22 protein-coding genes and 1 tRNA gene are annotated in these 24,991 nt (G+C 65.5%); 14 read left to right on the top strand and 9 right to left on the bottom strand.

The window, feature by feature from the left end:
* Nucleotides 1-140 precede the first annotated feature (140 nt).
* A complete protein-coding gene (gene dnaE, locus LH128_RS11190) occupies nucleotides 141-3,743 on the top strand; it encodes a DNA polymerase III subunit alpha (protein WP_008829737.1) in 3,603 nt (1,200 codons plus the stop codon).
* A gap of 40 nt (nucleotides 3,744-3,783) precedes the next feature.
* On the opposite strand, the gene LH128_RS11195 is transcribed toward dnaE, so the two are convergent.
* Together LH128_RS11195 and LH128_RS11200 are read right to left on the bottom strand one after the other, a co-directional pair.
* Nucleotides 3,784-4,053 carry a hypothetical protein gene (locus LH128_RS11195; RefSeq protein ID WP_008829738.1) on the bottom strand — a complete coding sequence of 90 codons (270 nt, stop codon included), beginning with the start codon at nucleotides 4,051-4,053 and terminating at the stop codon, nucleotides 3,784-3,786.
* Between the two features lie 93 nt (nucleotides 4,054-4,146).
* A complete protein-coding gene (locus LH128_RS11200) occupies nucleotides 4,147-5,217 on the bottom strand; it encodes a PA0069 family radical SAM protein (protein WP_008829739.1) in 1,071 nt (356 codons plus the stop codon).
* A 98-nt stretch (nucleotides 5,218-5,315) separates the two neighbouring features.
* Between LH128_RS11200 and LH128_RS11205 the strand changes: the two genes are divergently transcribed.
* Nucleotides 5,316-5,897 (top strand): TetR/AcrR family transcriptional regulator, encoded by a 582-nt coding sequence (locus LH128_RS11205; protein WP_008829740.1) that lies wholly within the window; start codon nucleotides 5,316-5,318, stop codon nucleotides 5,895-5,897.
* Nucleotides 5,898-6,051: 154 nt separating this feature from the next.
* Nucleotides 6,052-6,900, top strand: coding sequence for a TauD/TfdA dioxygenase family protein (locus LH128_RS11210; RefSeq protein WP_036524068.1), 849 nt, complete (start codon nucleotides 6,052-6,054; stop codon nucleotides 6,898-6,900).
* 103 nt (nucleotides 6,901-7,003) lie between these two features.
* Here the strand turns inward: LH128_RS11210 and LH128_RS11215 are convergent, their stop codons facing one another.
* On the bottom strand, nucleotides 7,004-8,227 hold the full coding sequence (locus LH128_RS11215) for an NADP-dependent isocitrate dehydrogenase (RefSeq protein ID WP_008829742.1): 1,224 nt from the start codon (nucleotides 8,225-8,227) through the stop codon (nucleotides 7,004-7,006).
* A 156-nt stretch (nucleotides 8,228-8,383) separates the two neighbouring features.
* On the opposite strand from LH128_RS11215, the gene LH128_RS11220 reads away from it, so the two are divergent.
* The 6 genes from LH128_RS11220 (at nucleotide 8,384) to LH128_RS11245 (ending at nucleotide 14,050) form a co-directional block, all read left to right on the top strand.
* Entirely contained in the window at nucleotides 8,384-9,145 is a 762-nt protein-coding gene (locus LH128_RS11220; RefSeq protein WP_008829743.1) for a crotonase/enoyl-CoA hydratase family protein, read from the top strand.
* A 233-nt stretch (nucleotides 9,146-9,378) separates the two neighbouring features.
* Complete coding sequence (locus LH128_RS11225; protein ID WP_036524074.1) at nucleotides 9,379-10,413, top strand: glycosyltransferase family 61 protein; 1,035 nt, start codon at nucleotides 9,379-9,381, stop codon at nucleotides 10,411-10,413.
* The gene (locus LH128_RS11230) at nucleotides 10,406-10,960 is read left to right on the top strand and encodes a serine O-acetyltransferase (RefSeq protein WP_008829745.1); all 555 of its coding nucleotides are present in this window, start codon (nucleotides 10,406-10,408) and stop codon (nucleotides 10,958-10,960) included. Before LH128_RS11225 ends, LH128_RS11230 begins: the two co-directional genes overlap by 8 nt.
* A complete protein-coding gene (locus LH128_RS11235) occupies nucleotides 10,957-12,522 on the top strand; it encodes an AMP-binding protein (RefSeq protein WP_008829746.1) in 1,566 nt (521 codons plus the stop codon). Before LH128_RS11230 ends, LH128_RS11235 begins: the two co-directional genes overlap by 4 nt.
* A gap of 11 nt (nucleotides 12,523-12,533) precedes the next feature.
* Nucleotides 12,534-12,770, top strand: a complete 237-nt coding sequence (locus LH128_RS11240; protein WP_008829747.1) for an acyl carrier protein — start codon at nucleotides 12,534-12,536, stop codon at nucleotides 12,768-12,770.
* Nucleotides 12,767-14,050: a decarboxylase gene (locus LH128_RS11245; RefSeq protein WP_008829748.1), complete on the top strand. Its 1,284-nt coding sequence runs from the start codon at nucleotides 12,767-12,769 to the stop codon at nucleotides 14,048-14,050. Before LH128_RS11240 ends, LH128_RS11245 begins: the two co-directional genes overlap by 4 nt.
* Before the next feature lie 57 nt (nucleotides 14,051-14,107).
* On the opposite strand, the gene LH128_RS11250 is transcribed toward LH128_RS11245, so the two are convergent.
* Both LH128_RS11250 and cpdR read right to left on the bottom strand, forming a co-directional pair.
* A tRNA-Val gene (locus LH128_RS11250) sits at nucleotides 14,108-14,182 on the bottom strand.
* Between the two features lie 132 nt (nucleotides 14,183-14,314).
* On the bottom strand, nucleotides 14,315-14,689 hold the full coding sequence (cpdR, locus tag LH128_RS11255) for a cell cycle two-component system response regulator CpdR (protein ID WP_008829749.1): 375 nt from the start codon (nucleotides 14,687-14,689) through the stop codon (nucleotides 14,315-14,317).
* Nucleotides 14,690-14,848: 159 nt separating this feature from the next.
* On the opposite strand from cpdR, the gene LH128_RS11260 reads away from it, so the two are divergent.
* On the top strand, nucleotides 14,849-15,826 hold the full coding sequence (locus tag LH128_RS11260; RefSeq protein WP_036523831.1) for an N-formylglutamate amidohydrolase: 978 nt from the start codon (nucleotides 14,849-14,851) through the stop codon (nucleotides 15,824-15,826).
* A 362-nt stretch (nucleotides 15,827-16,188) separates the two neighbouring features.
* Here the strand turns inward: LH128_RS11260 and LH128_RS11265 are convergent, their stop codons facing one another.
* Complete coding sequence (locus LH128_RS11265; RefSeq protein ID WP_008829751.1) at nucleotides 16,189-17,001, bottom strand: SapC family protein; 813 nt, start codon at nucleotides 16,999-17,001, stop codon at nucleotides 16,189-16,191.
* A 124-nt stretch (nucleotides 17,002-17,125) separates the two neighbouring features.
* Nucleotides 17,126-18,553: an FAD-binding oxidoreductase gene (locus tag LH128_RS11270; RefSeq protein ID WP_036523833.1), complete on the bottom strand. Its 1,428-nt coding sequence runs from the start codon at nucleotides 18,551-18,553 to the stop codon at nucleotides 17,126-17,128.
* Nucleotides 18,554-18,724: 171 nt separating this feature from the next.
* Between LH128_RS11270 and LH128_RS11275 the strand changes: the two genes are divergently transcribed.
* Nucleotides 18,725-19,309 (top strand): hypothetical protein, encoded by a 585-nt coding sequence (locus LH128_RS11275; RefSeq protein WP_036523835.1) that lies wholly within the window; start codon nucleotides 18,725-18,727, stop codon nucleotides 19,307-19,309.
* 176 nt (nucleotides 19,310-19,485) lie between these two features.
* Nucleotides 19,486-20,871 carry a DEAD/DEAH box helicase gene (locus LH128_RS11280; RefSeq protein ID WP_008829754.1) on the top strand — a complete coding sequence of 462 codons (1,386 nt, stop codon included), beginning with the start codon at nucleotides 19,486-19,488 and terminating at the stop codon, nucleotides 20,869-20,871.
* A gap of 215 nt (nucleotides 20,872-21,086) precedes the next feature.
* On the opposite strand, the gene LH128_RS11285 is transcribed toward LH128_RS11280, so the two are convergent.
* Both LH128_RS11285 and msrA read right to left on the bottom strand, forming a co-directional pair.
* A complete protein-coding gene (locus LH128_RS11285) occupies nucleotides 21,087-22,169 on the bottom strand; it encodes a choice-of-anchor A family protein (RefSeq protein ID WP_008829755.1) in 1,083 nt (360 codons plus the stop codon).
* Between the two features lie 277 nt (nucleotides 22,170-22,446).
* Nucleotides 22,447-22,977, bottom strand: coding sequence for a peptide-methionine (S)-S-oxide reductase MsrA (gene msrA / locus LH128_RS11290; RefSeq protein ID WP_008829756.1), 531 nt, complete (start codon nucleotides 22,975-22,977; stop codon nucleotides 22,447-22,449).
* Between the two features lie 121 nt (nucleotides 22,978-23,098).
* Here msrA and LH128_RS11295 point away from each other — a divergent pair, with 121 nt between their 5' ends.
* Both LH128_RS11295 and aguB read left to right on the top strand, forming a co-directional pair.
* Nucleotides 23,099-23,959 (top strand): class I SAM-dependent methyltransferase, encoded by an 861-nt coding sequence (locus LH128_RS11295; protein WP_008829757.1) that lies wholly within the window; start codon nucleotides 23,099-23,101, stop codon nucleotides 23,957-23,959.
* 48 nt (nucleotides 23,960-24,007) lie between these two features.
* Entirely contained in the window at nucleotides 24,008-24,889 is an 882-nt protein-coding gene (gene aguB / locus LH128_RS11300) for an N-carbamoylputrescine amidase (RefSeq protein ID WP_008829758.1), read from the top strand.
* The last annotated feature ends 102 nt before the right edge of the window (nucleotides 24,890-24,991 follow it).

The raw sequence follows: 24,991 nt of genomic DNA on the forward strand, positions 1-24,991 counted from the left end.
GAATGGCTGCTCGCTCGAACGTTTCGGGCCGTGGGATGAAGGCCGCTTCATCGTCCAGGGTTAACCATGTCCCGATGTATCCCCTGCCTTGTCACGCGATGGCCTTGATCGGGCCGGGGGGCAGTGCATAGATTTGCCGGATGCCGCATGCTCCCTTCGTACCGCTCCGCATCTTCTCCAGCTTCACCATGCTGGACGGCGCGATCGACCCGAAGGCGATCGCCAAGCTGGCCAAGGAGCGCAAGTTCCCCGCCGCGGGGCTATGCGACCGTAACGGGCTCTATGCCGCGCCGATCTTCGCAGGGGCGGCGAAGGGCGCGGGTGTGCAGCCGATCGTCGGCACTTTCCTCGCGGTTGCCCGTCCGGGTGCCGCCAAGCAGGGACAGGAGCGCGCGATCGACTGGCTTGCCCTGTTCGCGCAGAACGAGGCGGGCTGGCTCAACTTGTGCGATCACGTCAGCCGTGCCCACCTTGGGCGCCCGCTGGAACTGGACCCGCACGTCGAGCTGGAATCGCTGCGCGGCCATACCGACGGACTGATCTGCCTGACCGGCGGCAATGAGGGCGCGCTGGCGCGCCTTTTCGCGGCGGGCCGTCACGAACAGGCGGAGAGCTACTGCGACACGCTGCAATCCCTGTTCGGGGACCGTCTTTACATCGAGATCACCCGCACCGGCGAGCCCGAGGAGGACGAGAGCGAGGAAGACCTGATCGCGCTCGCCTACACCCGCGACATCCCGCTCGTCGGCACCAACCCGGCGCAGTTCTCCGACCGCAGCTTCCACGCCGCGCACGACGCGTTGCTGTGCATCGCCAACTCGACGCAAGTGGACGCCGCCGATCGCCCGCGCTCCTCGTCCGAGCGCTGGGTGAAGCCCGCCGCCGAGATGGCGGAGCTGTTCGCCGATCTGCCCGAGGCGCTGGCGAACACCCTCGTCGTCGCGCAGCGCTGCGCCTACGTGCCGCCGCGCCGCAAGCCGCTATTGCCCAGCCTTGCCGGTGACCGCGAAGGCGAGGCGCGCATGCTCGCCGACGATTCGCGCCGTGGCCTTGCCGCCCGTCTGGCGCCCTACTGGCCCGAGGTGACCGAGCAGGAACTGGACGAGGCAATGGCCCTCACCGGTGACGAACGCCGCGCTGCCTATGAAATCCTGCGCGAGAAGGGCGTCACCGAGGACTTCCTGGAATATGCCGAGCGCCTCGATTTCGAGGTCAATATCATCGTCGGCATGGGCTTCCCCGGCTACTTCCTGATCGTCGCCGACTTCATCAAGTGGGCGGGCGACAACGGTATTCCGGTGGGGCCGGGGCGCGGTTCGGGCGCGGGCTCGCTGGTCGCCTGGGCGCTGACCATCACCGGCCTCGACCCGCTGAAACTGGGCCTGCTGTTCGAACGCTTCCTCAACCCGGAACGCGTCTCGATGCCCGACTTCGACATCGACTTCTGCGAAACGCGGCGCGGCGAAGTGATCCGCTACGTCCAGAAGAAGTACGGGCATGACCACGTCGCGCAGATCATTACCTTCGGTAAGATGAAGGCCCGCGCGGTGCTGCGCGACTGCGGCCGTATCCTGCAGATGGGGTATGGCCGCGTCGATTCGCTGTGCAAGATGGTCCCGAACCATCCGACCGACCCCTGGACGCTGACCGAGACGATTCAGGGCCGCAAGGCGCACGGTGTGACCAAGGACCCGCCGGTCGCGGAGTTCAAGCGCGAGTACGACAACGACCGCGAAGTGCGCCGTCTGGTCGATCTGGCGGTGCAGCTGGAAGGCCTGCCGCGCAACTCCTCGACTCACGCGGCGGGCGTCGTGATCGGCGACCGTCCGCTGGCGCAGCTGGTGCCGCTTTACCGTGATCCGCGCTCCGACATGCCGGTGACCCAGTTCGACATGAAATATGTCGAGGACACCGGCCTGGTGAAGTTCGACTTCCTTGGCCTCAAGACGCTGTCGGTGCTGCGCAAGGCCTGCGATCTGCTTGAGCGGCGCGGGATCACCATCAATCTCTCGACCCTCGCGTGGGACGATCCGGGCGTCTACGAACTGCTCAAGCGCGGCGACACCGTGGGCGTGTTCCAGCTGGAATCGGAAGGCATGCGCCGCACTCTGGCAGCAGTGAAGCCGACCAACTTCGGCGACATCATCGCGCTCGTCTCGCTTTATCGTCCGGGTCCGATGGATAACATCCCGCTGTTCGGCCAGCGCAAGAACGGCCTCGCGCCGATCGAGTATCCGCACGACAAGCTGGCGGGCATCCTCGGCGAGACTTACGGCATCTTCGTCTATCAGGAGCAGGTCATGCAGGCCGCGCAGATCCTGGCAGGCTACTCGCTGGGTGACGCCGACCTTCTGCGCCGCGCGATGGGCAAGAAGGTCCAGGCCGAGATGGACAAGCAGCGCCAGCGCTTCGTCGACGGCTGCAAGGAAGTCTCGGGGATCGAGGCGGCCAAGGCCAACGAACTGTTCGACTTGATCGACAAGTTCGCGGGCTACGGCTTCAACAAGTCGCACGCCGCCGCCTATGCACTGTTGGCCTACCACACCGCATGGTTCAAGGCGCATTACCCGCACGAATTCTATGCCGCCGCGATGTGCTTCGACATGCACCAATCGGAAAAGCTGGCGATCTTCGTCGATGACGCACGCCGTAACGGCATCGAACTCGCCGCGCCTGACATCAACAAGTCCGAAGCCGAGTTCATCGTCGAGGAAACGGCGGAAAGCCACGCCGTGCGCTATGCGCTGGCGGGCATCCGCAACGTGGGCGAAAAGGCGATGGATGCGATCGTCGCCGAGCGCGAGGCGAACGGGCCGTTCGTCGATCTCGACGATGTCTTCCGCCGGGCGCCTGCAGGGTCGATGAACCGCCGTCAGCTCGAAAGCCTTGCCGCTGCGGGGGCTTTCGATGCGCTGGAGCCCAATCGTGCTAAGGTTCTGGCCAACGCCGATACCTTGCTGGCCGAAGCGGATCGTTCCTCGCGCGAGCGCAACTCGACCCAGGGTGGCCTCTTTGGCGGCGAGGATCACGTCGAGCAGGGCCTGCGCCTCGTCGAAGCGGACAAGTGGGACCGTGCCGACCAGATGGCCAAGGAGCGCGAGACCTTCGGTTTCTACTTCGCCGCGCATCCGGTGGAAGCGTATCGCGCGGTAGCATCGGCAAACGGTGCTCGGACCTACTCTAGTCTCATGGCAGGCGGAGGCGGCGGTGGCCGCACCGGCGCGGTGATGGCGGCGATGGTCGAGAACGTCCAGAAGCGAAAGACCCGCAAGGGCAAGGACTTCGTGATGGCCGATTTCTCGGATTCGTCAGGCAACTTTTCGGCTTCGTGTTTCGAGGAGAGCCTGGTCGAGAACTTCGTGAAGTGGGCCAAGGAAGGCGCCTGCATCCTGCTCAACGTCGAACTGGACTCGCCGAGCCCGGACGAACCTCCGCGCATTACCGTGCGGGGTGGCAAGCCGCTGAACGAAGTGAAGGCCGATGCGCGCATGGTCCTCAAGCTCGACATCGATCGGGTCGAGGCGGTGCAGGAACTGGCTCTGCTGATGCGTCCCGGGGAGCGCGGTGCGGGTGAAGTGATCGCGACGCTGCACCTCGGCGACGGGCGGACGCAAAAAGTCCGGCTTGGCCGCGACTTCGCGCTCGACGGTGAATTTGCCGAGCACCTTCAGAGCGTGGAAGGGATCACCAACGTTTCGCTGACCGCCAAGCGCGGGCCGGAGCGGGTGGCGATGGCGGCGTGACATGGCGGCAGCCCCCGGCGCGGGGCTGCCTTCGCCGAGGTCACTTGTCGGTCTTGACCGCATCCTGAGCGGCATCGCCGACCTTGGTGGCGGCATTGCCCACATCGTTGGCGGCTTCTGCGATCGCGTTGTCCTTGGCGGTCTCGCTGTTCTGGCTGAACAGGTAGATGCCGCCGATGATGGCGACGAGCAGCACAAGGGCCATGACGATGCCGGTGCCGCCGCCCGTGGTCCGGGTTTCGCGGATGATGGTGGTGTGACCCGGTGCCGCAGTCGTCGGCTGTTCGGTGGCGACGGTTTCTTCTGCCATTATGAACTCCTGTCCCTTGAGGCTTTCTGGCAGGAGCAACGCGCGGTTTTCAGCGAAGTTGCCTGAAACGCGGGCCAAGGGCGGATCGGCCTGTCAAAGCAGCGAGAGTTGCCCGTCCAGCGAGGGGCGGCGAAACTGCGTGCAGTCGAGCGCGACGTGCGGGGTGTTCATACCCAGCCGGGAGGCCGCGACGCGGAACCGGCGACGAAACAGGTCGGCCCAGACGCCTTGCGGCTTCATGCGGGTTACGAAATTCGGATCATTGTCCCGCCCGCCCCGGATCGAGCGGATTGTCGCCATAACCTTGCCCGCACGCTCCGGGAAATGCGCCTCGAGCCATTCACGGAACAGCGGCGCGACTTCGTGCGGCAGGCGGATCACGATCCATGAGGCCGAGCGAATGCCCCGCTCGGCGGCGTCCTCGAGAATGCTTTCCATGAAGCTGTCGGTGATCGAGGGAATGACCGGCGCGATCGAGACATGGGCCGGAACCCCGGCTTCGGCCAGTCGCCCCAGCGCGGCCATGCGCTTGGCAGGAGAGGCGGCGCGGGGTTCCAGTTTCTGCGACAGCACCGGGTCGAGGCTGGTCACCGATATACCGACGTGGATGAGATTGCGTCTGGCCAGTTTCTCAAGAAGGTCGAGGTCGCGCAGCACGCGGTCGGACTTGGTGGTGATCGTCACCGGATGGCCCACGTCTAGGCAGAGTTCCAGAACCTCTCGCGTGATGCGATAGCGCGTCTCGATCGGCTGGTATGGGTCGGTATTGGTGCCCATTGCGATCGGTGCGGGATTGTAGCCAGGCTTTGCCAGCGTCTCACGCAGCAGCTTCGCGGCTATGGGTTTGGCGAACAGCTTCGTTTCGAAATCGAGGCCGGGCGACAAGTCATGGAAAGCGTGTGTGGGGCGGGCGAAGCAGTAGATACAGCCATGTTCGCAGCCCCGGTAGGCGTTCACCGACCGGTCGAACGGAACGTCGGGCGACTTGTTGAACGAGAGGATCGAGCGCGGGTGTTCTTCCGTCACCGTCGTGGCGGGATTGCGGGACGGGCCATCCACCGTCTCCATCGCATCGAGCCAGTCGCCGTCCGCTTCGCGCGCAGACAGGTTGAAGCGCGTGCTTGCTGCGCCGCTGACCGCTCCTCTGCCCTTGATCGTTTCCATGCAAGACATGTGAACAAAATAAGAACAAAAGTCAATCTGCCCCTGACAGGTTGATCTTGCTGCGCTGCACCCTTAGGCGGGCACGAAAGGGGAATTTCATGGCAGGCGCAGCGCGCAGGGTCGGAGCCGAAACGTCAGCGACACGGGCGCTTATCGTCGAGGCTACCAATCAGTTGATCCGCGACGAAGGCTACGCCTCCGTCAGCACGCGGCGCGTGGCTGCGCGGGCGGGGCTCAAGCCCTCGCTGGTGCATTACTATTTCCCGACCACCGACGATCTGCTGGTCGAAGTTTCGCGCCAGGGCGCCGCGCAGAGCGACCGCATGATCGAGGAAGCGCTGGCCTCCGATGATCCGCTGCGGGCGCTGTGGGGTTTCTTCATCGACACCAGCCGGGTGGCGATGGCGCTGGAATTCATGGCGCTCGCAAACCACCGTCCGGCCGTGCGCGAATACATGGCGCAGCACAGTGAGGAGATGCGCGCCCGGCAGGTCGAGATTCTCAAGCACATGCTTGGTGACAGGCTGGACCGGCTCGACGGTTTCGATGCCGCCGGGTTCAGCGTGGTCCTTGCGGGCATCGGCCGCGCGGTGGTGATGGAGCAGGGGCTTGGCGTGAAGACCGGCCATGCCGAAGCGATCCGCATCGTCGAAGGCTGGCTGGACAAGCTGGCGGCCTGATACACCCGTCTGGATACGGGCCGGACACATAACGCGCGGGCGCTGATTGGCCCTGCGCTTGGCGCGGTGCACGCAAGCCTGCTTGATTCTCCCGGATGCGGGACGAAGAACGTGATAACAGCGTTCTCATACGGCATCCTTGGGAGACATGACCATGACGGTCGCCACCACGACGACTCAGTTGAAGACTGAGCATATCAAGCCTCAGATCGGCAGCCGCATCCTCAACTCGAAGGAAGAACTGCTTTCCGGCGAACTCGCCGCGCAGCTTCGCGAGGAACTGGAAGCGCGCGGTATTCTGGTATTCCCGCAAGTGGGCTTCGACGACGCGGAGCAGATCGCCTTCACCAAGACGCTCGGCGAATATGCGCCCGAGGGTCCGGACGGTGGCCCGAGCAAGATCACGCTCGACGTGAAAGAAAATCCGGCCAGCGCCGAGTATCTCAAGGGCTCGCTCTACTGGCACATCGACGGCACCCGCAACGAAGTGCCGATCCTCGCCTCGCTGCTGTCGTGCAAGGTGCCGAGCCCGAAGGGCACGGGCAACACCGGGTTCTCGAATACTTATGCCGCCTACGAAGCGCTGTCGGACGAGGACAAGGCGTACTACGACGACTTGCGCGTGCTCCATGGACCCTGGGCCTCGCTGTTCTACTACGAGCCGGAGCCGAGCCTCACGAAGCTCAAGATCATGCAGGGCATCGGCGAGAAGGTGCTGCCGCTGGTGTGGAAGCATGCCTCGGGGCGCAAGTCGCTGGTGCTGGGCTGTACCTGCCATCACGTGCAGGGCGTCGACCACCTGGAGAGCGCGCGGATCATCCATGGCCTGCGCGAATGGGCGACGGGGCCGGAGTTCACCTATAGCCACGAATGGTCGGTGGGCGATCTCGTGATCTGGGACAACACCGGCACCATGCACCGCGCGGAGGCTTACGACCCGACGTGCGGGCGCATGATGCACCGCACCAAGTTGGAGGGCGAGGAGCCCTGGGCGGTGGAGTAGCGCTGAACGATTTCTCCCCGCGCGTGTCTCGGGGAGAAACAAAAGAAAAAGCCCGCCCCCTCGTCTGAGGGGGCGGGCCTTTTTCATTCAACCGACCGAAGGATCAGGCCCAGGTGGCCATTTCGGTTTCGAGGTTCTCGACGATCGCCTCGAAGAACTGCTCGGTGGTCATCCAGCTCTGGTCCGGACCGATCAGCAGCGCGAGATCCTTGGTCATCTTGCCGCTTTCGACGGTCTCGATGCAGATGCGCTCGACGGTCTCGGCGAACTTCACGACGTCTGGCGTACCGTCGAACTTGCCGCGATAGGCAAGGCCGCGGGTCCAGGCGAAGATCGACGCGATCGGGTTCGTCGAGGTCGCCTTGCCCTGCTGGTGCTGGCGGTAGTGACGGGTCACGGTGCCGTGCGCGGCTTCGGCCTCGACGGTCTTGCCGTCGGGCGAGAGCAGAACCGAGGTCATCAGGCCCAGCGAGCCGAAGCCCTGCGCGACGGTGTCCGACTGGACGTCGCCGTCGTAGTTCTTGCATGCCCAGACGAACTTGCCCGACCACTTGAGCGCCGAGGCGACCATGTCGTCGATCAGGCGGTGCTCGTAGATGATGCCGGCGGCGGCGAACTTCTCGGCGAAGCCTTCCTTGTCGAACACTTCCTGGAACAGATCCTTGAAGCGGCCGTCATAAGCCTTGAGGATCGTGTTCTTGGTCGACAGGTAGACCGGCCAGCCGAGGTTGAGGCCGTAGTTGAACGAGGCGCGCGCGAAGTCGCGGATCGATTCGTCGAGGTTGTACATCGCCATGGCGACGCCCGGAGCCGGGAAGTCGAACACGTCGAGGTCGATCTTGTCGCCGTTCTCGCCGTCCCACACCAGGCGCAGCTTGCCGGCGCCGGGGATCAGGGTGTCGGTGGCCTTGTACTGGTCGCCGAAAGCGTGACGGCCGACGACGATCGGGTCGGTCCAGCCCGGAACCAGGCGGGGCACGTTCGAGATCACGATGGGCTCGCGGAAGACAACGCCGCCGAGGATGTTGCGGATGGTGCCGTTGGGCGACTTCCACATCTTCTTGAGGCTGAATTCCTCGACGCGGGCTTCGTCGGGGGTGATGGTGGCGCACTTGACGGCGACGCCGAATTCCTTGGTCGCGTTGGCGGCGTCGATGGTGATCTGGTCACCGGTCTCGTCGCGCTTCTCGACCGAGAGGTCGTAGTACTTGAGGTCGATGTCGAGGTAGGGGAGGATCAGACGCTCGCGGATCCACTGCCAGATGATGCGGGTCATTTCATCGCCGTCCATTTCGACGACGGGGTTCACAACCTTGATCTTTGCCATTCTAAAGGGACTCCCCTAGGGTGAGAATTGCGGCAGTCTCTAGGCACGGCTGCGCCCCATGGCAAGGCCGAGACTGGGGTGTGACAGCACCGACAGCGGCTTTGCAGGCCGGGTTCGTCCCCGTGCCTGTCACTAAGTGCAGGAGAGGAGGGCAGGATGAGCGAGGAAGTGTTGCTGGCCGAGTGCGATGGCGTGCTGGAGGTCACCATCAACCGGCCCGAGCAGCGCAATGCGATGACAAAGGTGGCGGCGGCGGGAATCGCGGCGGCGATGGACCGGCTCGAATCGGCGGATCACCTGCGCTGCGCGATCCTGACGGGCGCGGGTGGCAGCTTCTGCGCAGGCATGGACCTCAAGGGTTTCCTGAACGGCGAACTGCCGGTGGATGAGCGCGGCGGCTTCGGCGGCATCTGCACGTGGACCCCCGGCAAGCCGATCATCGCGGCGGTCGATGGGCCGGCGCTGGCAGGCGGCTTCGAACTGGCACTTGCATGCGATCTCATCGTCGCGAACAAAAATGCACGCTTCGGCATTCCTGAGGTCAAGCGTGGGCTGGTCGCGGCGGGAGGCGGTCTGGTGCAACTCCCGCGCCTGTTGCCCCGCGCCCTGGCGATGGAACTGGCACTGACCGGCGAGCCGATCGGAGCCGAGAGGGCGCTCGAACTGGGCCTCATCAACCGCGTTACCGATGGCCCGGCGATCGAGGTCGCGCGTGAACTGGCGCGGGCGATCGCGGCGAACGGTCCGCTTGCGCTGGCGGCATCCAAGGGGATCGTGCGCGATTCATGGCTGTGGCCGATTGATCGGATCAACGAACACCAGACGCCTTATGTGGAGCATGTCTTCACGTCCGAGGACGCGAGGGAGGGCGCGCGTGCCTTCGCGGAGAAGCGCACACCGGTCTGGAAAGGCCGATAAGCGCGGTGCGCCGGTCTCATCGTCGGCGGCTGGGCAATTCTACTAGGGCCTTCGCCTAAGGGATACTCCGTTCCGGTCGCCTCGGATACGCAGAGGGCGGGTCGTGTGGAAGTATTTGCGGGAGAATATCGCAAATATTGAACAGGACCCGACAGTGATCGATGCACGCCGTTTCAATGCTATGATCCGCGAATTGCGCATGGGTTGCCGTTGAAGCCGGAAGGTCGGTGATCATGCGCCCCTCCATTCGCCCGACCCTGCAGGGATTGTCGCGCCTCTTCGGCCGCAAGCCCGACGACATCGTGGTGCGCGCCAGCGATCGGTGGGAGGTCGCACCGGGCGGCGCGGTCTACGTGAAGCCGGCGCTGATGCTCTCCAACCAGATCGAGCGCATCCGGGGGGCCGAATTCGCCACGGTGGCCGAGGTTGTCCGCGACTTTCGCGGCGGCTTCGACGTGCCGCAGAACCCGACGATGGGTTACGCCTTCCGCAAGGCGCTGGTGCTGGACGGCGTGCTCTACGCCGGTGCGGCGACGCGCCACCTGAGGCCGCGCGCGGGTCGCCGGCCGCTGGGCATGGTGCGGCGCGTGGCAGGGCGATCGGCCTTCTACGAAAGCTGGGTCGGCAATCGGTGGTTCGGTAACTGGCTGAGCGACGACTGCCTGACCTACCGCTTGGCCGAAGGCGCAGGCGTGCCGATGGCGACGTTGCCCGCGAAGGGGCACCAGCCCGATTACGAGCGCAGGCTCGGCATGGCGGCGACGCGGGCAGGGGCGGTGCTGTTCGACGAACTCGTGGTGTTCGACGACGTGCCGCACAACGATCACAAGCGGCGCCGGGCGGACGATCTGCGGCGGCGGCTCGTCGGTCACGATCGGAGCGGGCATCGCGGGGTCTTCCTCCTGCGCGGCACGACCGGCGACCGGCGGGTGCTCGGCAACGAGCGGCAGGTCGCGGAGCATCTGGCGGCGCGGCACGGCTTTCGCGTGCTCGACCCTTCGAACGCGACGCTGGAGGAGATCGTCGATGCCTGCGCGGGCGCACAGGTCGTCGCGGGGGTCGAGGGAAGTCATCTTGTTCATGGGCTGGTGATGATGCCGGCCAAGGCACGGGCGCTGGTGATCCAGCCTCCTTCGCGAGCGGTGGTGGCGCTCAAGTTGCTGACCGACCGGCAGGGTCAGGACTATTCGGTGGTAGTGGGTACGGGAGGCGACGATGTTTTTTACGCGGATACCGACGAAATCGATAGAACGCTCGATCTTGCCTGACACCGTCGCGCACGGCGAGCGCGCGCGGCGTCCCTCGGCCTGGCAGACGATGCGCGAGGATTATCGGCGGCACGGCAGTTCGGTCACCAACGGGGCGTTCATCTCGCTGTGCGTTTATCGCTTCGGCCGATGGGGGCTGCAGCGGCGCAGCGCTTTGGGCCGCAAGCTGGCTTCGAAGGTCTATGGCTTCATGAACCTGTTCGTGGCCAACATCACCAAGATCTGGATTCCGCCGCAGGTCACGATCGGCGACGCATTCCATATCGTCAACAACGAGGGGTCGCTCTCGATCCACCCCGAGGCGGTCATCGGCGACCGGCTGGGGGTGATGCACAACGTCACCATCGGCACCAACATGAAGCGGGGCGTGCCGACGATCGGCGACGACGTCTTCATCGGTACGAATTCGACGGTGCTGGGCAACATCCGCATCGGCGACCGGGTGCGCATCGGCGCCAACACGGCTGTGTCGACCGACGTGCCTTCGGACTCGGTCTGCGTTGGCTCGCCTGCCCGGATTTATCCTCGCCTGGGGCCGCTCCTGTGAGCCGCGCCGTCCGCACCGTCTTCGATCTGTTCGCGCACAACCTGCCCGAACACGCGGCCAAGACGTTCCTCGTCGATCCCGACCGCAGCTGGACTTACGCCGAGGTCGCCGCCGAAGTGGGCCGCGTCTGCGCCTTCCTCGCGGCGAGCGATCTGCAGCCCGGCGACCGCGTGGTCGTGCAGGTTCGCAAGGGCATGCGCGAGGTGGCGGCGATGCTGGCGGTGAGCCGGATCGGCTGCGTTTTCGTCAACGTCAACACCGTCTGGACCGGCGAGCAACTCCACTACGTCATCGAGGACAGCGGCGCGCGCGGGGCGATCCTCGAAGGCGGAGCGGCGGCCGCGCTGCCCGGAGGCCATGCGCTGGCGGTGCTGGTCGCGGGCGGGGCGCCCGCCGCAGGCATGCAACTCTGGGACGATCTGCCCGCAGCCGAGCCCGAAGTGCCGATCTCGCGCGATGACGGCGACCTTGCGGCGATCATCTACACGTCCGGCTCGACCGGGCGGCCCAAGGGGGTGATGCTCACGCACGCGAACATCGTCAGCGGCGCGCGTTCGGTCACCGCTTATCTCGAACTGCGCGGCGATGACAGGCTGCTCAGCGTGCTGCCCTACAGCTTCGACTACGGGTTCAACCAGCTCACTACCATGATGCTCGTCGGCGGCACGGTGGTCCACCAGCCCGTCGCGATGGCGACCGAGATCGTGCGCGTCATCCGGGAGCAGCGAGTGACCGGCTTCGCGGCGGTGCCTCCGCTCTGGATCCAGTTCATCCGCCTGCTCGACGCCTCGGGCGAGGTGCTGCCTTCGCTGCGGCTCGTCACCAATTCGGGCGGCAAGATCCCGCTGAACATCCTCGAGCGGATGCCTGCGCTGCTGCCGGATACGCGCATCTATCTCATGTACGGTCTCACGGAGGCGTTCCGCTCCACCTACCTGCCTCCCGAGAAGTTCGCCGCCAAGATGGGCGCGATCGGCCGCGCGGTGCCGGAGAACGAAGTCTACGTCATCCGTGAAGGTATCGGCATCGCCGGACCGGGAGAGCAGGGCGAACTCGTCCACCGCGGCGCCTTCGTCAGCCAGGGCTACTGGAACCGCCCGGACGCCACCGCCGAGAAGATCAGGCCCTGTCCCGAACTCGCCGCGCTGATCGGCGAGGAGCCGGTGGTCTACAGCGGCGACATCGTGCGCATCGACGAGGACGGCGACTTGTGGTTCGTCTCGCGCCGCGATGCCCTGATCAAGAGCAGCGGCTTCCGCATCAGCCCCGACGAGGTCGAGGACATCGTCCACCGCAGCGGCATGGCCGCCGACGTGGTCGTCTTCGGTGTCGCCGACGACCTGCTCGGCCAGAGCGTCCAGGTCGCCGCCACGCTCGCCCCCGGCGCCACGCGCGAGGGGCTGCTGGCCTACTGCCGCAAGGTGATGCCTGCCTACATGGTGCCGCGCGCGATCCATGTCTGGAACGCGCCGATGCCGCGTACCGCCAGCGGCAAACTGGCCCGGCCGGAGGTGGTACGCCTGAGCACCCCGGGCGCCGAACGTCCGCAACTTTCGATCTAGGAGTAATGCACATGGCCCTCACCACCGACAGGATCATCCAGAACCTTCAGGCGATCTCCGGCTACGACGGGGTCGTCGATCCCGACACCTGCCTGTTCTCGTCCGGTATGCTCGATTCGATCGCGATGATCTCCCTCATTGCCTTCGTCGAGCAGGAGGCCGGGATCGAGATTCGCGCCGACGAGGTGACGCTGGAGAACTTCGACACGCCCGCGCGCATCACCCGCTTCGCCGGCGAACGGGTATGAACGCGGCGGATCGCGACACCTGGCTGGCGGCGGCGGCCGAGCAGTTCGGCACCCCGTCCTTTGTGTACTTCACCGAGGCCATCGCCGAGAGGATCGCCGCGCTCCGCCATGCCTTCGACGACCAGTTGGCGCTCAGCTTCGCGGTCAAGTGCAACCCCAACCCGGCACTGCTGAAATGGATGGTCGGGCGGGTCGACCTGCTGGACGTCTCGTCCATCGGCGAATTCCGGCTGGCGCTGCAGGCCGGGTGGGACCCGGCACTCGTGAGCTTCACCGGCCCCGGCAAGCGCGAATTCGAGATTCGCGAGGCAGTCCTCGGCGGGGTCGGCCTGCTGGTGCTCGAATCCTTGCGCGAAGCTGGGATCGCGGACGAGGTTGCCCGCGCCGCAGGCCGTGTCCAGCCGGTGCTGCTGCGGATCGCGCCCGATTCCGTCCCGCGCGGGTTCGGCGACCAGATGGCCGGGCGCCCCAGCCCCTTCGGCATTGACCTGCCCGATGCCCGCGAGGCGCTGGAGCAGATCGTCGCAATGCCAGGCCTGCGCCTTGCCGGGCTGCACATCTATTCCGGCACCCAGTGCCTGAAGCCCGACGCCATCGTCGAGAACTACCGGGGCTTCCTCTCGATTTTCACCGACTTGTGCGAGGCGGTGGACATCACGCCGGACAGTCTCGTCCTCGGCTCGGGGCTGGGCGTGCCATACCACGAGGGAGACACGCCGCTGCCACTTGAGGCAGTAGCCTCCGCGATCCTGCCCGACATTGCGAGCTTCCGCGCGGACCCGCGCTTCGCCCGTACCCGGCTGAAGCTGGAACTGGGCCGCTATCTCGTGGCCGAGGCGGGCTATTTCCTCGTACGGGTGGTTTCGCTCAAGCAGTCGCGGGGCGTGTCCATCGCGATCTGCGACGGCGGCATGAACAACCACCTGCCTGCCTCCGGGCATTTCGGCATGGTGATTCGCCGCAACTACAAGATGCACCGTGTCGGCGGCGGAGCGGAGACGGGCACCTACGACGTGACCGGGCCGCTGTGCACCTCGATCGACCGGCTGGCGGGCGGGGTGGTGCTGCCGACGCTGAGCGAAGGCGACGTGATCGCGGTCCACAACAGCGGTGCCTATGGCCTGACGGCCAGCCCCATCCACTTCATCGGCCATGCGCCTCCGGCGGAACTGATGGTGGTCGATGGGGCGCTGCACGACGTCTCGCGCTTCTTCGAGACGACGACGGCTTGGCCGGGCGTGCCGTCTCCGGAAGGGCAGGGCGCTCTCGCTACGGCCTGAAGATTCGCGGATAAAGAAAAACCCCGCCTGGTCGCAAGACCGGCGGGGTTTCTGGAATGGTGGGCGTAGCAAGGATTGAACTTGCGACCCCTACGATGTCAACATAGTGCTCTACCACTGAGCTATACGCCCATTCCATTCATGGTTTCCTGCGGCGAACCGTAGGTCTCCATTAGAGCGCTCCGGTGAGTGTCCCCGCCGGAGGACTGGCCCTCTAGCTGCGCTTCTTTTAGCTGGCAAGGGCCTTGTGAGAAAAAATTTCGCTCAGAGCGTGGCGTGCTCGGCAAGGCCGAAGACGCGCTGCACTTCCATCACGATATCGCGCAGGTGGAAGGGCTTCGAGAGCACCTTGGCCTGGGGCGCCTCGCGGCTGGCACGCAGGGTCACGGCGGCGAATCCGGTGATGAACATCACCTTGGTCGAGGGCGAAATCTCGGCGCACCTTTGCGCAAGCTCGATCCCGTCCATTTCGGGCATGACGATATCCGACAGCAACAGGTCGAAATCGTCGTTCTTCAGATGGGGGATCGCCTCGGTCCCGCGATCGACCGCGACCACGCTGTAGCCCGCGTTCTGCAGCGCGCGGGCCAGGTAGGTGCGCATTGCGTCGTCGTCTTCGGCGAGGAGGATGCGGATCATCGCAGGTGTCCAGTCTTGTGCGTTGTGTTCTGGCATCGGCTTCGCCGTGCGTCTGTCCGTAGGCATACAGGGTAAGCGTTTATATTTCTTGTCCCTATTCGGAGGTGACCGGTATCGGGACGCTTTGACAGGACGGTATGAAACGCACAGCTTGAAGGGATGAGCGGGGCATTGGGTGAGAACGATTCGCAAGCCGGGTGGCAAGGTGTGGGCCAGGGTACGGGCGGCGGCCGAATTCCCGGCGCTCCCGGTGTTCCGGCGTTCTTTCTCGCCGAGGTCAACCCTTCCGCGATCCCGGTCCTGATCGCGGCGCCGCATGGCGGGCGTCATTATCCCCGGGCACTTCTCGCCGATTTTCGCCATGGTCCGACGGCGGCGCTCAAGCTCGAGGACCGTTATGTCGACCTCATGGCGCGCGGCATTGCCGAGGCCACGGGCGCGAGCCTGATCGTGGCCAACGCACCGCGCGCGATGATCGACCTCAACCGTGCGCCGGACGACATCGACTGGGAGATGTTCCAGCGCGAGGCTCGGCCATCGGAGGGTGTTCCCACGGCAAGTCGGCGTGTTCGGGGTGGGCTGGGCCTCATTCCCCGGCGCCTCCCCGTGCAGGGCGATCTGTGGCGGCGGCGGCTGGGAGCGGCCGATCTTGCCGAGCGGCTCGCCGGAGTGCACGAACCCTACCACGCAGCGATCGCCAAGGCGCTGTCGACGCTGCGCGAGCGGTGGGGTGCGGCTTTGCTGATCGATCTGCACTCGATGCCGCCGCTGCCGTCGCGGCCCGGCGTCGCCAGCGCGCAAGTCGTGATCGGCGACCGCTTCGGGGCGAGCAGCCATGGCAGCGTCGTCGCTTCCGCCTTCGCCCATTTCGCCCAGGTCGGGCGCGAGGCGGCGCACAATCGTCCTTACGCCGGTGGTTATGTGCTGGAACGGCATGGCGATCCGCGCGGCGGCATTCACGCGCTGCAGATCGAGGTGGATCGCAGCCGCTATCTCGATTCGGCGCTGGTCGAACCGTCCGAGCAGATGGGGGGGATGATCGAGGATCTGGCGGGGCTGGTGCGCCGTCTGGGCAGTGTCGTTGCGGAACTTGGGCGTGACGCGGGCGCGCAGGACTGGTCGCTGGCGGCGGAGTAGAGCGTGATTTCGTTTGACTGAAACACCCTTCGTCATCGCCACCTTCGCGGGAATGACGATGATACCGCTGAAGTCGATCACGCTTCAGTCAGCGAGTAATTCCCTGAGGGCATTAAAAAACCACCTCGTGCGATGCACGAGGTGGCCAAGGTTCAGGGAGGAGGTGCACAATGTGCACCAACCCGAACGGGCCATGAGGGTAGCGCCGGCCGGGCAAGACCTACATAGGCCGACCCGATCCGACATTCAAGCGATTCGTGAAGCAGGACGCATAAGAAATGTCCAGCGAACTATCCGTAACGCTAATCGAATGGAGCGGGACTGTGACAAAAGTGTCATAACGCCCGCTCCACGAAGGTGAATCAGGCGTTCACGTCATCCGCGACGCCGTCCGCGACCGGTGCGGCGGGCGGCGTGAAGTTCGGCACCTTGCCCTGCGATGCCTGGCGGCCGAAGATGTCGCGGACAAGTTCCAGCGAGAACAGGTGCGCGTAGATCAGGCCGAGCAGGCCGTTCTGATTCCACTGGCGCAGGACGTCGCCGCGCACTTCGCGCAGCTTGTTCTCGTCGACCATCTGGAAGCCGCGGTAGTTGAAGGGCTGGGCCGCGCCCACGTCGATGTTCAGTTCGCCGTCCATGAGCAGCTTGTGCTTCTCGAGTTCGGCCATGAACTGCGCGGTCTTGTTGCCCGCGATCTCGAAGTTCTCGCAGAACTTGAGCATGTTGGTGGTGGTGTCGGTCGGCTGGCCTTCGTCGTCGAACAGGCGCTCGCCTTCCTCGATCTCGCCGACGAGGTCGCTCGACGGGTCGACGCAGAGCGACAGTTCATCCGAATCCGGGCGCAGCTTGGCCAGCATGAAGGGATAGCGGCGCACGTAGGCGGGGATGTAGACGGGGGTGTTCACCGTGCCGTCTTCATCGACGAACACGTTGGTGCCTTCGTTCATGCCCATCAGCACCAGCGGAATCGGGTTCTCGCCTGCGGTGAAGATGATCGGGAAGTTGCGCTGGGCCTGCGGGAATTCCTCGACCGTCAGCGGCACCGAGTTGATGCCGGCCAGCCAGGTGGCTTTGTCGGTCGAACGGGTCTTCCAGTTGGCGTGCTGCTGCGAGTTGAGCGGGATGAGGTCCTTGTAGAACAAGGGCAGTGCAGGATTCTGAGGCACGCTGGCCATGGGTACTCTCCGCGAGGGGTGGTCAGTCTTTGGAAGGGCGTGGCTTTAGAGGCTGCGGGGCGGCCGCGCAAGCGCGAGACCTCCCCATATCCGGCGATTCGGTGCAGGAGGTTTCGTTGCCGCGTCAGACGAGCTTGCCGGGGTTGAGTAGCCCCCGGGGGTCGAGCGCCTGCTTGACCGCGCGCAGCATCGACAGCGCCACCGGATCGCCCAGCCGGGCCAGTTCGTCGCGCTTGAGCTGGCCGATCCCGTGCTCGGCCGAGATCGAGCCGCCCCATTGCGTCACGAGATCGTGGACCCTGCGGCTGATCGCCTTGCCTTCGGTCGCATTCCAGGCGCGCGCGTCGGCAGCTCCCGGGGCTATGACGTGGTAGTGCACGTTGCCGTCGCCGAGGTGGCCGAAGGCGATCGCCTCGGTGCCGGGGAACTCGGCTTCCAGCATCGGCGCGGTCGTCTCCACGAAGGCGGGCATCGCCTCCACCGGCACCGAGATGTCGTGCTGCACCGCCGGACCGCGTGCGCGCTCGGCGGGGGGGACGGTCTCGCGGATGAGCCAGAACGCCTCGGCCTGCGACTCGCTGGCGGATAGGGCGGCGTCTTCGACAAGATCCTTCTCGAAGGCTTCGGCCATCATCGCCTCGCAGCGGTCGCGCAAGCTGTCCGCCTGGGCCCGATCGGCGACGACTTCGATCAGCACGTGCCACGCATGGCGCCCCTCCAGCGGGGGGCGCGCGGTGGGGAGGTGTTCGACGACGGCGTCGATGCTGGCCTGCGGCATGACCTCGAAGCCTTCGAGCGCCTCGCCCTCCATCGCGTCGCAGTGAAGCAGCAGCGTGCGGGCGGCGGGCAGGGAGGGCACGCCCGCCCAGATCACCACCCGCTCGGCAACGGCGGGCAGCAGGCGCAGGGTCGCGGCGGTGACGATGCCGAGCGTGCCTTCCGATCCGATCAGCAACTGCTTGAGGTCGAAGCCCCGGTTGTCCTTCTTGAGGGGGGTGAGTTGGGAGAAGACCTTTCCGTCGGCGAGCACCGCCTCCAGCCCCAGCACCAAGGCGCGCATCGATCCGTGGCGCAGCACCTGCGAGCCGCCCGCGTTGGTGGAGATCAGCCCGCCCACCGTCGCCGAGCCCTTGCCGCCCAGCGTCAGCGGAAAGCGCAGATCCTGCGCCTCGGCGCTTTCGTGGAGCGTCTGGAGAATCACGCCCGCCTCGCATGTCGCGCGGCCCGATTCGGTGTCGATCTCGCGAATCGCGTTCATGCGGCGCAGCGAAAGGAGCAGCGCGGTGCCGCTCTCGTCGGGCGTGGCGCCGCCGGACATGCCGGAATTGCCGCCCTGGGGCACGATCGGCACGCCATGTTCGGCGCAGAGGCGTACCAGAGCGGACACCTCCTCGACATTGGCAGGAGAGGCGAGGGCGCAGGCCCGGCCGGTAAAGCGTCCGCGCCAGTCGGTAAGCCAGGGCGCCACGAGTTCAGGATCGGTCGTCAGGCCGCGCGGGCCGAGCAGGGCGGCGGCTTCCTTCAGAAAGCCGGCGGGTGCGGTGTCGTTCATCCTGGCGATATGGCACATGCTGCATGGGGTTTCATCACCGACGCGCGATAATTGCGAAGGCGGTTCGGGCGCTCGGTGGCGGACAAGTTAAGCGTCGGTTCAAGCTCTTGCGGTAAGGCGGACATGTCGGCATCGCTATGCGGCGTCGATTCCGGGGATACGAAAGACGACATGAGTTTTGCCTCCGCACTGCTGTATCCGTTCCTCCTGCTGCTCCCGGCGGCAGGGGGCGGCGACGGCGTGCCGCGCCCGGAAGATGCGGGCGTGGAGCCTGCCGAGGTGTCGCTCTGGCCCCCGATAGAAGCCGGCGTGCTGGCCGCCGATGCGCCGTTCGCGATCAGCCTGCTGCCCGAGGTCGCGCCGCAGGATGCCTGGCAGGTCCGCATCGAGCAGCGCATGACGATCCGAATCTCGCCGCCGCGCGCGTCGGTGCCGATGCCAGACATGTTCTTCGGCATGCCGACCGATGGCGGGGTGGAGTTCGCCGAGCGCAAGATGGGCAATTGCCTGCCCGCTTCCGGCATCGTCAGCGTGCGCCCCGATCGCGGCAACCGGCTGCTGCTGTTCATGCGCGACCGCCGGGTGGTCAGCGCCGAACTCGCCCGGTCCTGCCGTGCGCGCGATTTCTACTCCGGCTTTCTGATTGAGCGTAACGAGGACGGGCGGGTCTGCGTGGATCGCGACACGCTGCTGTCGCGCAGCGGAATGAGCTGCACCTTGACCCGCATAAGGCAACTGGTGGAGCAGGATCGCTAACGGGCATTCGGTCCGTATCGGGAGAACTGGCGCTCCCTAGCGGATTTCCTTGACTTTCCCGCCTTTTTCCGCAAATGGCCCGCTGTCGCGCGGCATGTGTCGCGGGCGGCGCATTGGCCCGCCCCGGCTTCGTTCCGCAGCTTTACTTGAAATTTTTCCGGAAAAACCAAACGCCTATGAGCTTTGCCGATCTCGGCCTGTCTGACGAATTGCTGCAAGCGGTGGAGGCTGCGGGCTATACCGAGCCGACTCCGATCCAGGCACAGACGATCCCCCCGGTCCTGATGATGAAGGATCTGATCGGCATCGCCCAGACCGGCACCGGCAAGACCGCTGCCTTCGTGCTGCCGATGATCGACATCCTCGGCCATGGTCGCCGCCGCGCGCTGATGCCGCGCTCGCTGATCCTCGAGCCGACGCGCGAACTCGCCGCGCAGGTGGCCGAGAACTTCGAGAAGTACGGCAAGAACCACGACCTCAAGATGGCGCTGCTGATCGGCGGCGTGCAGATGGGCGACCAGCTCAAGGCGCTGTCCGCCGGTGTCGACGTGCTGATCGCCACGCCGGGCCGCCTGATGGACCTGTTTGAGCGCGGCAAGATCATGCTGACCGGCTGCGAACTGCTCGTCATCGACGAAGCCGACCGCATGCTCGACATGGGCTTCATCCCGGACATCGAGACGATCTGCTCGAAGCTGCCGGCCAACCGCCAGACGCTGCTGTTCTCGGCGACGATGCCGCCGGTGATCAAGAAGCTGGCCGACCGCTTCCTGACGAACCCCAAGTACGTCGAAGTTGCGCGTCCCGCCTCGACCAACCTCAACATCGTCCAGCACAAGGTCATGGTGCCCGCGCGCAAGAAGCGCGAAGCCCTGCGCCAGATCCTGCGGTCGGACAACGTCACGTCCGCGATCGTCTTCGCCAACCGCAAAACCACGGTGCGCGAATTGGCGAAGAGCCTGAAGCAGCACGGCTTCTCCGCCGGCGAGATTCACGGCGATATGGACCAGCCCGCGCGCAACGCGGAGCTGGAGCGTTTCAAGGCGGGTGAGGTCAGCATCCTGTGCGCGTCCGACGTCGCCGCGCGCGGTCTCGACGTGAAGGGCGTGAGCCACGTCTTCAACTTCGACACGCCCTGGCACCCGGACGACTATGTCCACCGCATCGGCCGCACCGGTCGTGGCGGCGCGACCGGCCGTGCCTTCACGTTCGTCGCTCCCGAGGATGCCGAGGCGATCGGCAATGTCGAGAAGCTGACGGGCGGTCCGATCCCGCTCTACCAGCTGGACGGTGAAGTCGAGAGCGAGGCCGTCGAGGCGAAGCACGCCCGCGCCGCAAGGCCCGCTCGCGAGGCGAAGCCTGCGCGCGAAGCCAAGCCCGTGCGCGAGGAGAAGCCGAAGCGGGAAGCTCGTCCGGAGCCCCGTGCCGAGCGCGCTCCGCGCCGCGAGCCGAAGGCGGAAGAACCGCGCCGCAGCCGTCGCCGCGACCCCGTCGAAACGCACGACGATGGCAGCTGGAACGGTCCGGTGCCGAACTTCCTGGGTGTTTCCGCGCTGAACTGAGGCGCGGCTTCCGGGCAAAGAAAAAGGCAGGGGAAACCCTGCCTTTTTCTTTTGGATGTTGGTCCTGCTTGTTTGATCGCCGTCATTCCCGCGAAGGCGGGAACCCATCTCCTGACGGTGCCTGTTCATTCGGCATCAGATGGGTCCCCGCCTTCGCGGGGATGACCCCCTGTTTTATCCAGACAAGATCAAAACTGTAGCGCCCCGTAGTGGCCTCAGGCAGCGCTGGCGCGGCGGCGGCGCCAGTACATGAGTCCGCCCACCGCTGCGGCGAGCATGCCCAGCATGCCCGGCTCGGGCACTTCGGTGCCGCCCGAGGACGAGGAAGACGACGATCCCTCGGTCGGCGTGCCGGGGTCGCTCGGGGTCGGCGTGTAGTTGCCGGTGTAGGTGCCGACGTGCATCTCGCCGTTCTGCACGAGGCTGCCGAACACAGCTGAGCCCTGGATGTAGTTTCCGGTCGTCGCGGCAGCCCCGGGTGCCAGCACCGAGCCGCCCCATGCCGTGGTCAGCGATAGGTCCTTGGCTTCGTAGAAATTCCAGACCACGTGCTCGCCGAGGTTCTGGGTGCCGCCCAGGAAGTTGTCGTTGAGCGTGATCGACCCGCCCGAGACGTTGACGATGGCAGTGTCCGCACCGTTGAGGTTGAACTGGATCTCGCCGATCTTGTCGAGGTCGGCGGCCGAGATGTTGAACACCGCGACGCCGTTCGCACCGGGCTGCGCATCGAAAGTCCCGCGATTGCCGCTGATCGACAGCTGGCTGTTCGCCGTTTGCGTGCTCATGTCGTGGCTGAGGCCGGTCATCGAGGTCTCGATGAGGCTCGCCTGCTGCGTCAGGTTCTGGCTGAACGACGGATCACCCGAGGCGAGGCCCGAAGTCACGGTGTTGTTGTTGACGTTGGTGTTGCTGATCGAACCGCCCACCAGCACCGTCTGCGCCGCGCCGTTGAGGTTGAGGCCGCTGTTGACGTTGCCGCCGACGACCGCGCCCGAACCGTTGTTGAGGTTCTTCGCGCCGCCGTTGACGTCGCCCACGACCGTGAGGCCGGGGGTGCCGGTGCTCGACGCCGGAATGGCCTGGATCTGGTAGTTCGACGAATTGCCGTTGAGGTCGCCGCCGACGAACGTGCGCCCCTCGACTTCCGAGGACGAGGTGAGATCGCCCAGCACCACGAGGTTCCAGGTCTTCAGGACGTCTATCCCTGCGATCATGCCGGAATCGGCGAGGAGCGGGGTGGCTGAAAGGGCGGCAGCCATGGCGGCCAGCGAAAGCGAAACGGTACGGATGGAAGCCACGGCGTGTGTCCCGAAATGGCGTGAGTGACGACCGGGACCAGTATATTTACTTGGGGTTTTGGAAAGCACGGGTTTTGCACTGTCCCTCGGTGGAACAGGGGAGGGCGATTACTCGCGAATTTACCAAATTTGAAGAATTAGCGTCTGGTTGTTTATTTGTGAGGTCCACCCCCAAGCCAGAGGCCCACCCCCAACCCCTCCCGCAAGCGGGAGGGGAGCAGGCCGGCGCTTCATTCTCCCCTCCCGCTTGCGGGAGGGGCCGGGGGCGGGCCTCAGTTCAGGCCTTCACCTTGTTCTGGAAGCTCTTGCGCAGCTTCATCAGTTTGGGCGGGATCACTGCGAGGCAGTACGGATTGCGCTGGCCTTCGCCGTCCCAGTACTCCTGGTGGTAATCCTCGGCCGGATACCAGGGGGCTGGGCCTTCGATCGTGGTGACCGCCTTCTCGCCCGAATGCTCCGCGTCCCAGCGGGCGATCGCGGCAGGAGCCTCTGCGGCCTGCGCATCGTCCAGCGGGAAGATCGCCGAGCGGTACTGCGTGCCGATGTCGTTGCCCTGGCGGTTCAGCTGCGTCGGATCGTGCGTGCCGAGGAACACGTCGAGCATTTCGGCATAGGAGATCACCGCAGGATCGTACGTGACCCTGATCGCCTCCGCATGCCCGGTCGTGCCCGAGCAGACCGCCTTGTAGGTGGGGTTCTCAACCTCACCGCCGATATAGCCGCTTTCCACGGTGCTTACGCCCACCACGTCGCGGAATACCGCTTCGGTGCACCAGAAGCACCCGCCAGCTACGATTGCCGTTTCCATCTTCGTCACATGTCCTCAAGTCGAAAGGATTGGCAGGTAGATAGGTACGCGGTGTCCGCTTGTCATTGGCCTGTTGTCGGCTAGTCTCGGCGCCGCTTCAAATCCACGTGGAGAGAACCCGATGCGCCGCGCCCTGCTGACCCTGTCCTCGCTTCTCGGCCTCGTCGCCGCTCCGCTCTCCGTCCAGGCTGCCGAGAAGAAAGCCCCGGTCGAAGCCTGCAAGGGCTGCGAGGCGCTGCTCGAACTCGCCGCCGCCAGCCCGCTGCGCAAGGACGACCGTGCCCGCGACGCCGCGCGCCATCCGGTCGAGACGCTGTCGTTCTTCCGCGTCGGCCCGCAGATGAAGGTCGGCGAATATGCGCCGGGCGGCGAGTGGTACTCGCGCTTCCTCGGCCTTTACCTCGGCCAGCAGGGGCATCTGGTGGGGCTCTACTTCGACCCCACCAGCGGCGCGTTCAAGGCGGACAGGCAGGACGGCATTCGCAAGGCCGCCGCCCAGTACCCTGCCGATGTCGCCAAGTTCACCGGCATGTCGGCGGACAAGTTCGCTGCCTATACCCTCGACGCCGTGCCGGAAGCCGAGAAGGGCACCTTCGACGTCATCGTCATCCCGCGCATGATGCACAACCTGTTCAACTGGAACATCGCCGACAGCGAGATCAAGGCGATGCGCGGGTTGCTCAAGCCCGGCGGCCTCGTCGGTATCGAGCAGCACCGCGCCAAGGCCGACGCGCCTTATTCCTACACGGACGGTTCGAAGGGCTACCTGCGCGAGGCGGACGTGATCCGCTTCATGGAAGTGAACGGCTTCGACCTCGTCGGCAAGTCGGAGATCAGCGCCAACCCCAAGGATACCGCGAACTGGCCCGACGGCGTCTGGACGCTGCCGCCGACTTACGCGCTCAAGGAGCGGGACAAGGCGAAGTACCAGGCCATCGGCGAGAGCGACCGCATGACCCTGCTGTTTCGCAAGCGTGACTGATACGGCCAACTCTGGACTTCATGCGGTCCAGTCCATAACTGGGGCCGCATGACCCGCCAGATCCCCTCCCGTCAGCTGACTGTCGCCGCCCTGCAGCTCGCCCTCGGTTCCGCCGACGAGGCCGAGAACATCGCCGCCGTCTCCGCATTGGTGGAGGAAGCGGCCGGGAAGGGCGCGCAGGTCGTGCTGCCGCCTGAACTGTTCTCCGGCCCCTATTTCTGCAAGACCGAGGACGAGGCGCTGTTCGCGCTTGCCCGCCCGACGCTGGAGCATCCCTCGGTCATCGCCATGAAGGCGCTGGCGGCGAAGCTGAAGGTCGCGATTCCGACCAGCTTCTTCGAGCGTGACGGGCATCACTATTACAACACCCTCGCCATGATCGACGCCGATGGCGAGATCATGGGCACGTACCGCAAGAGCCACATCCCTGACGGTCCGGGCTACGAGGAAAAGTACTACTTCCGCCCTGGCAACGACGGTTTCAAGGTCTGGGACCTGTTCGGAACCCGCATCGGCATCGGCGTGTGCTGGGATCAGTGGTATCCCGAATGCGCGCGCGTCATGGCGTTGATGGGCGCGGAACTGCTGTTCTACCCCACCGCGATCGGCTCGGAGCCCTACGACGCCACGCTCGACACCAGCCGCATGTGGCGCCGGGCGATGGTGGGGCATTCGGTGTCCAACTGCATGCCGGTGATCGCCGCCAACCGCATCGGCGCGGAAACCGAGTGCGGCAGCGCGCAGACGTTCTACGGCCATTCGTTCATCACCGACGAATGGGGCGACTTCATCGCCGAATTCGGGCGCGAGGAAACCGGCGTCCTCGTTTCAACGCTGGACCTCGACCGCGCGGCGACGCATCGTGCGGGCATGGGCTTCTTCCGCGATCGGCGGCCGCAGCTTTATACGCGCGTTGCCCAGGATATCTGAGCGCCGCACATCTGATCGAAGAGGGGGGCGTCAATGGGCAAGCATCGCTATCTTGTGGCGCTGGGGTCCAACATGCGCCACCACCGCCACGGGTGCCCGCGC

This window comes from Sphingomonas sp. LH128, assembly GCF_000293195.2.
GTDB lineage: Bacteria > Pseudomonadota > Alphaproteobacteria > Sphingomonadales > Sphingomonadaceae > Novosphingobium > Novosphingobium resinovorum_A.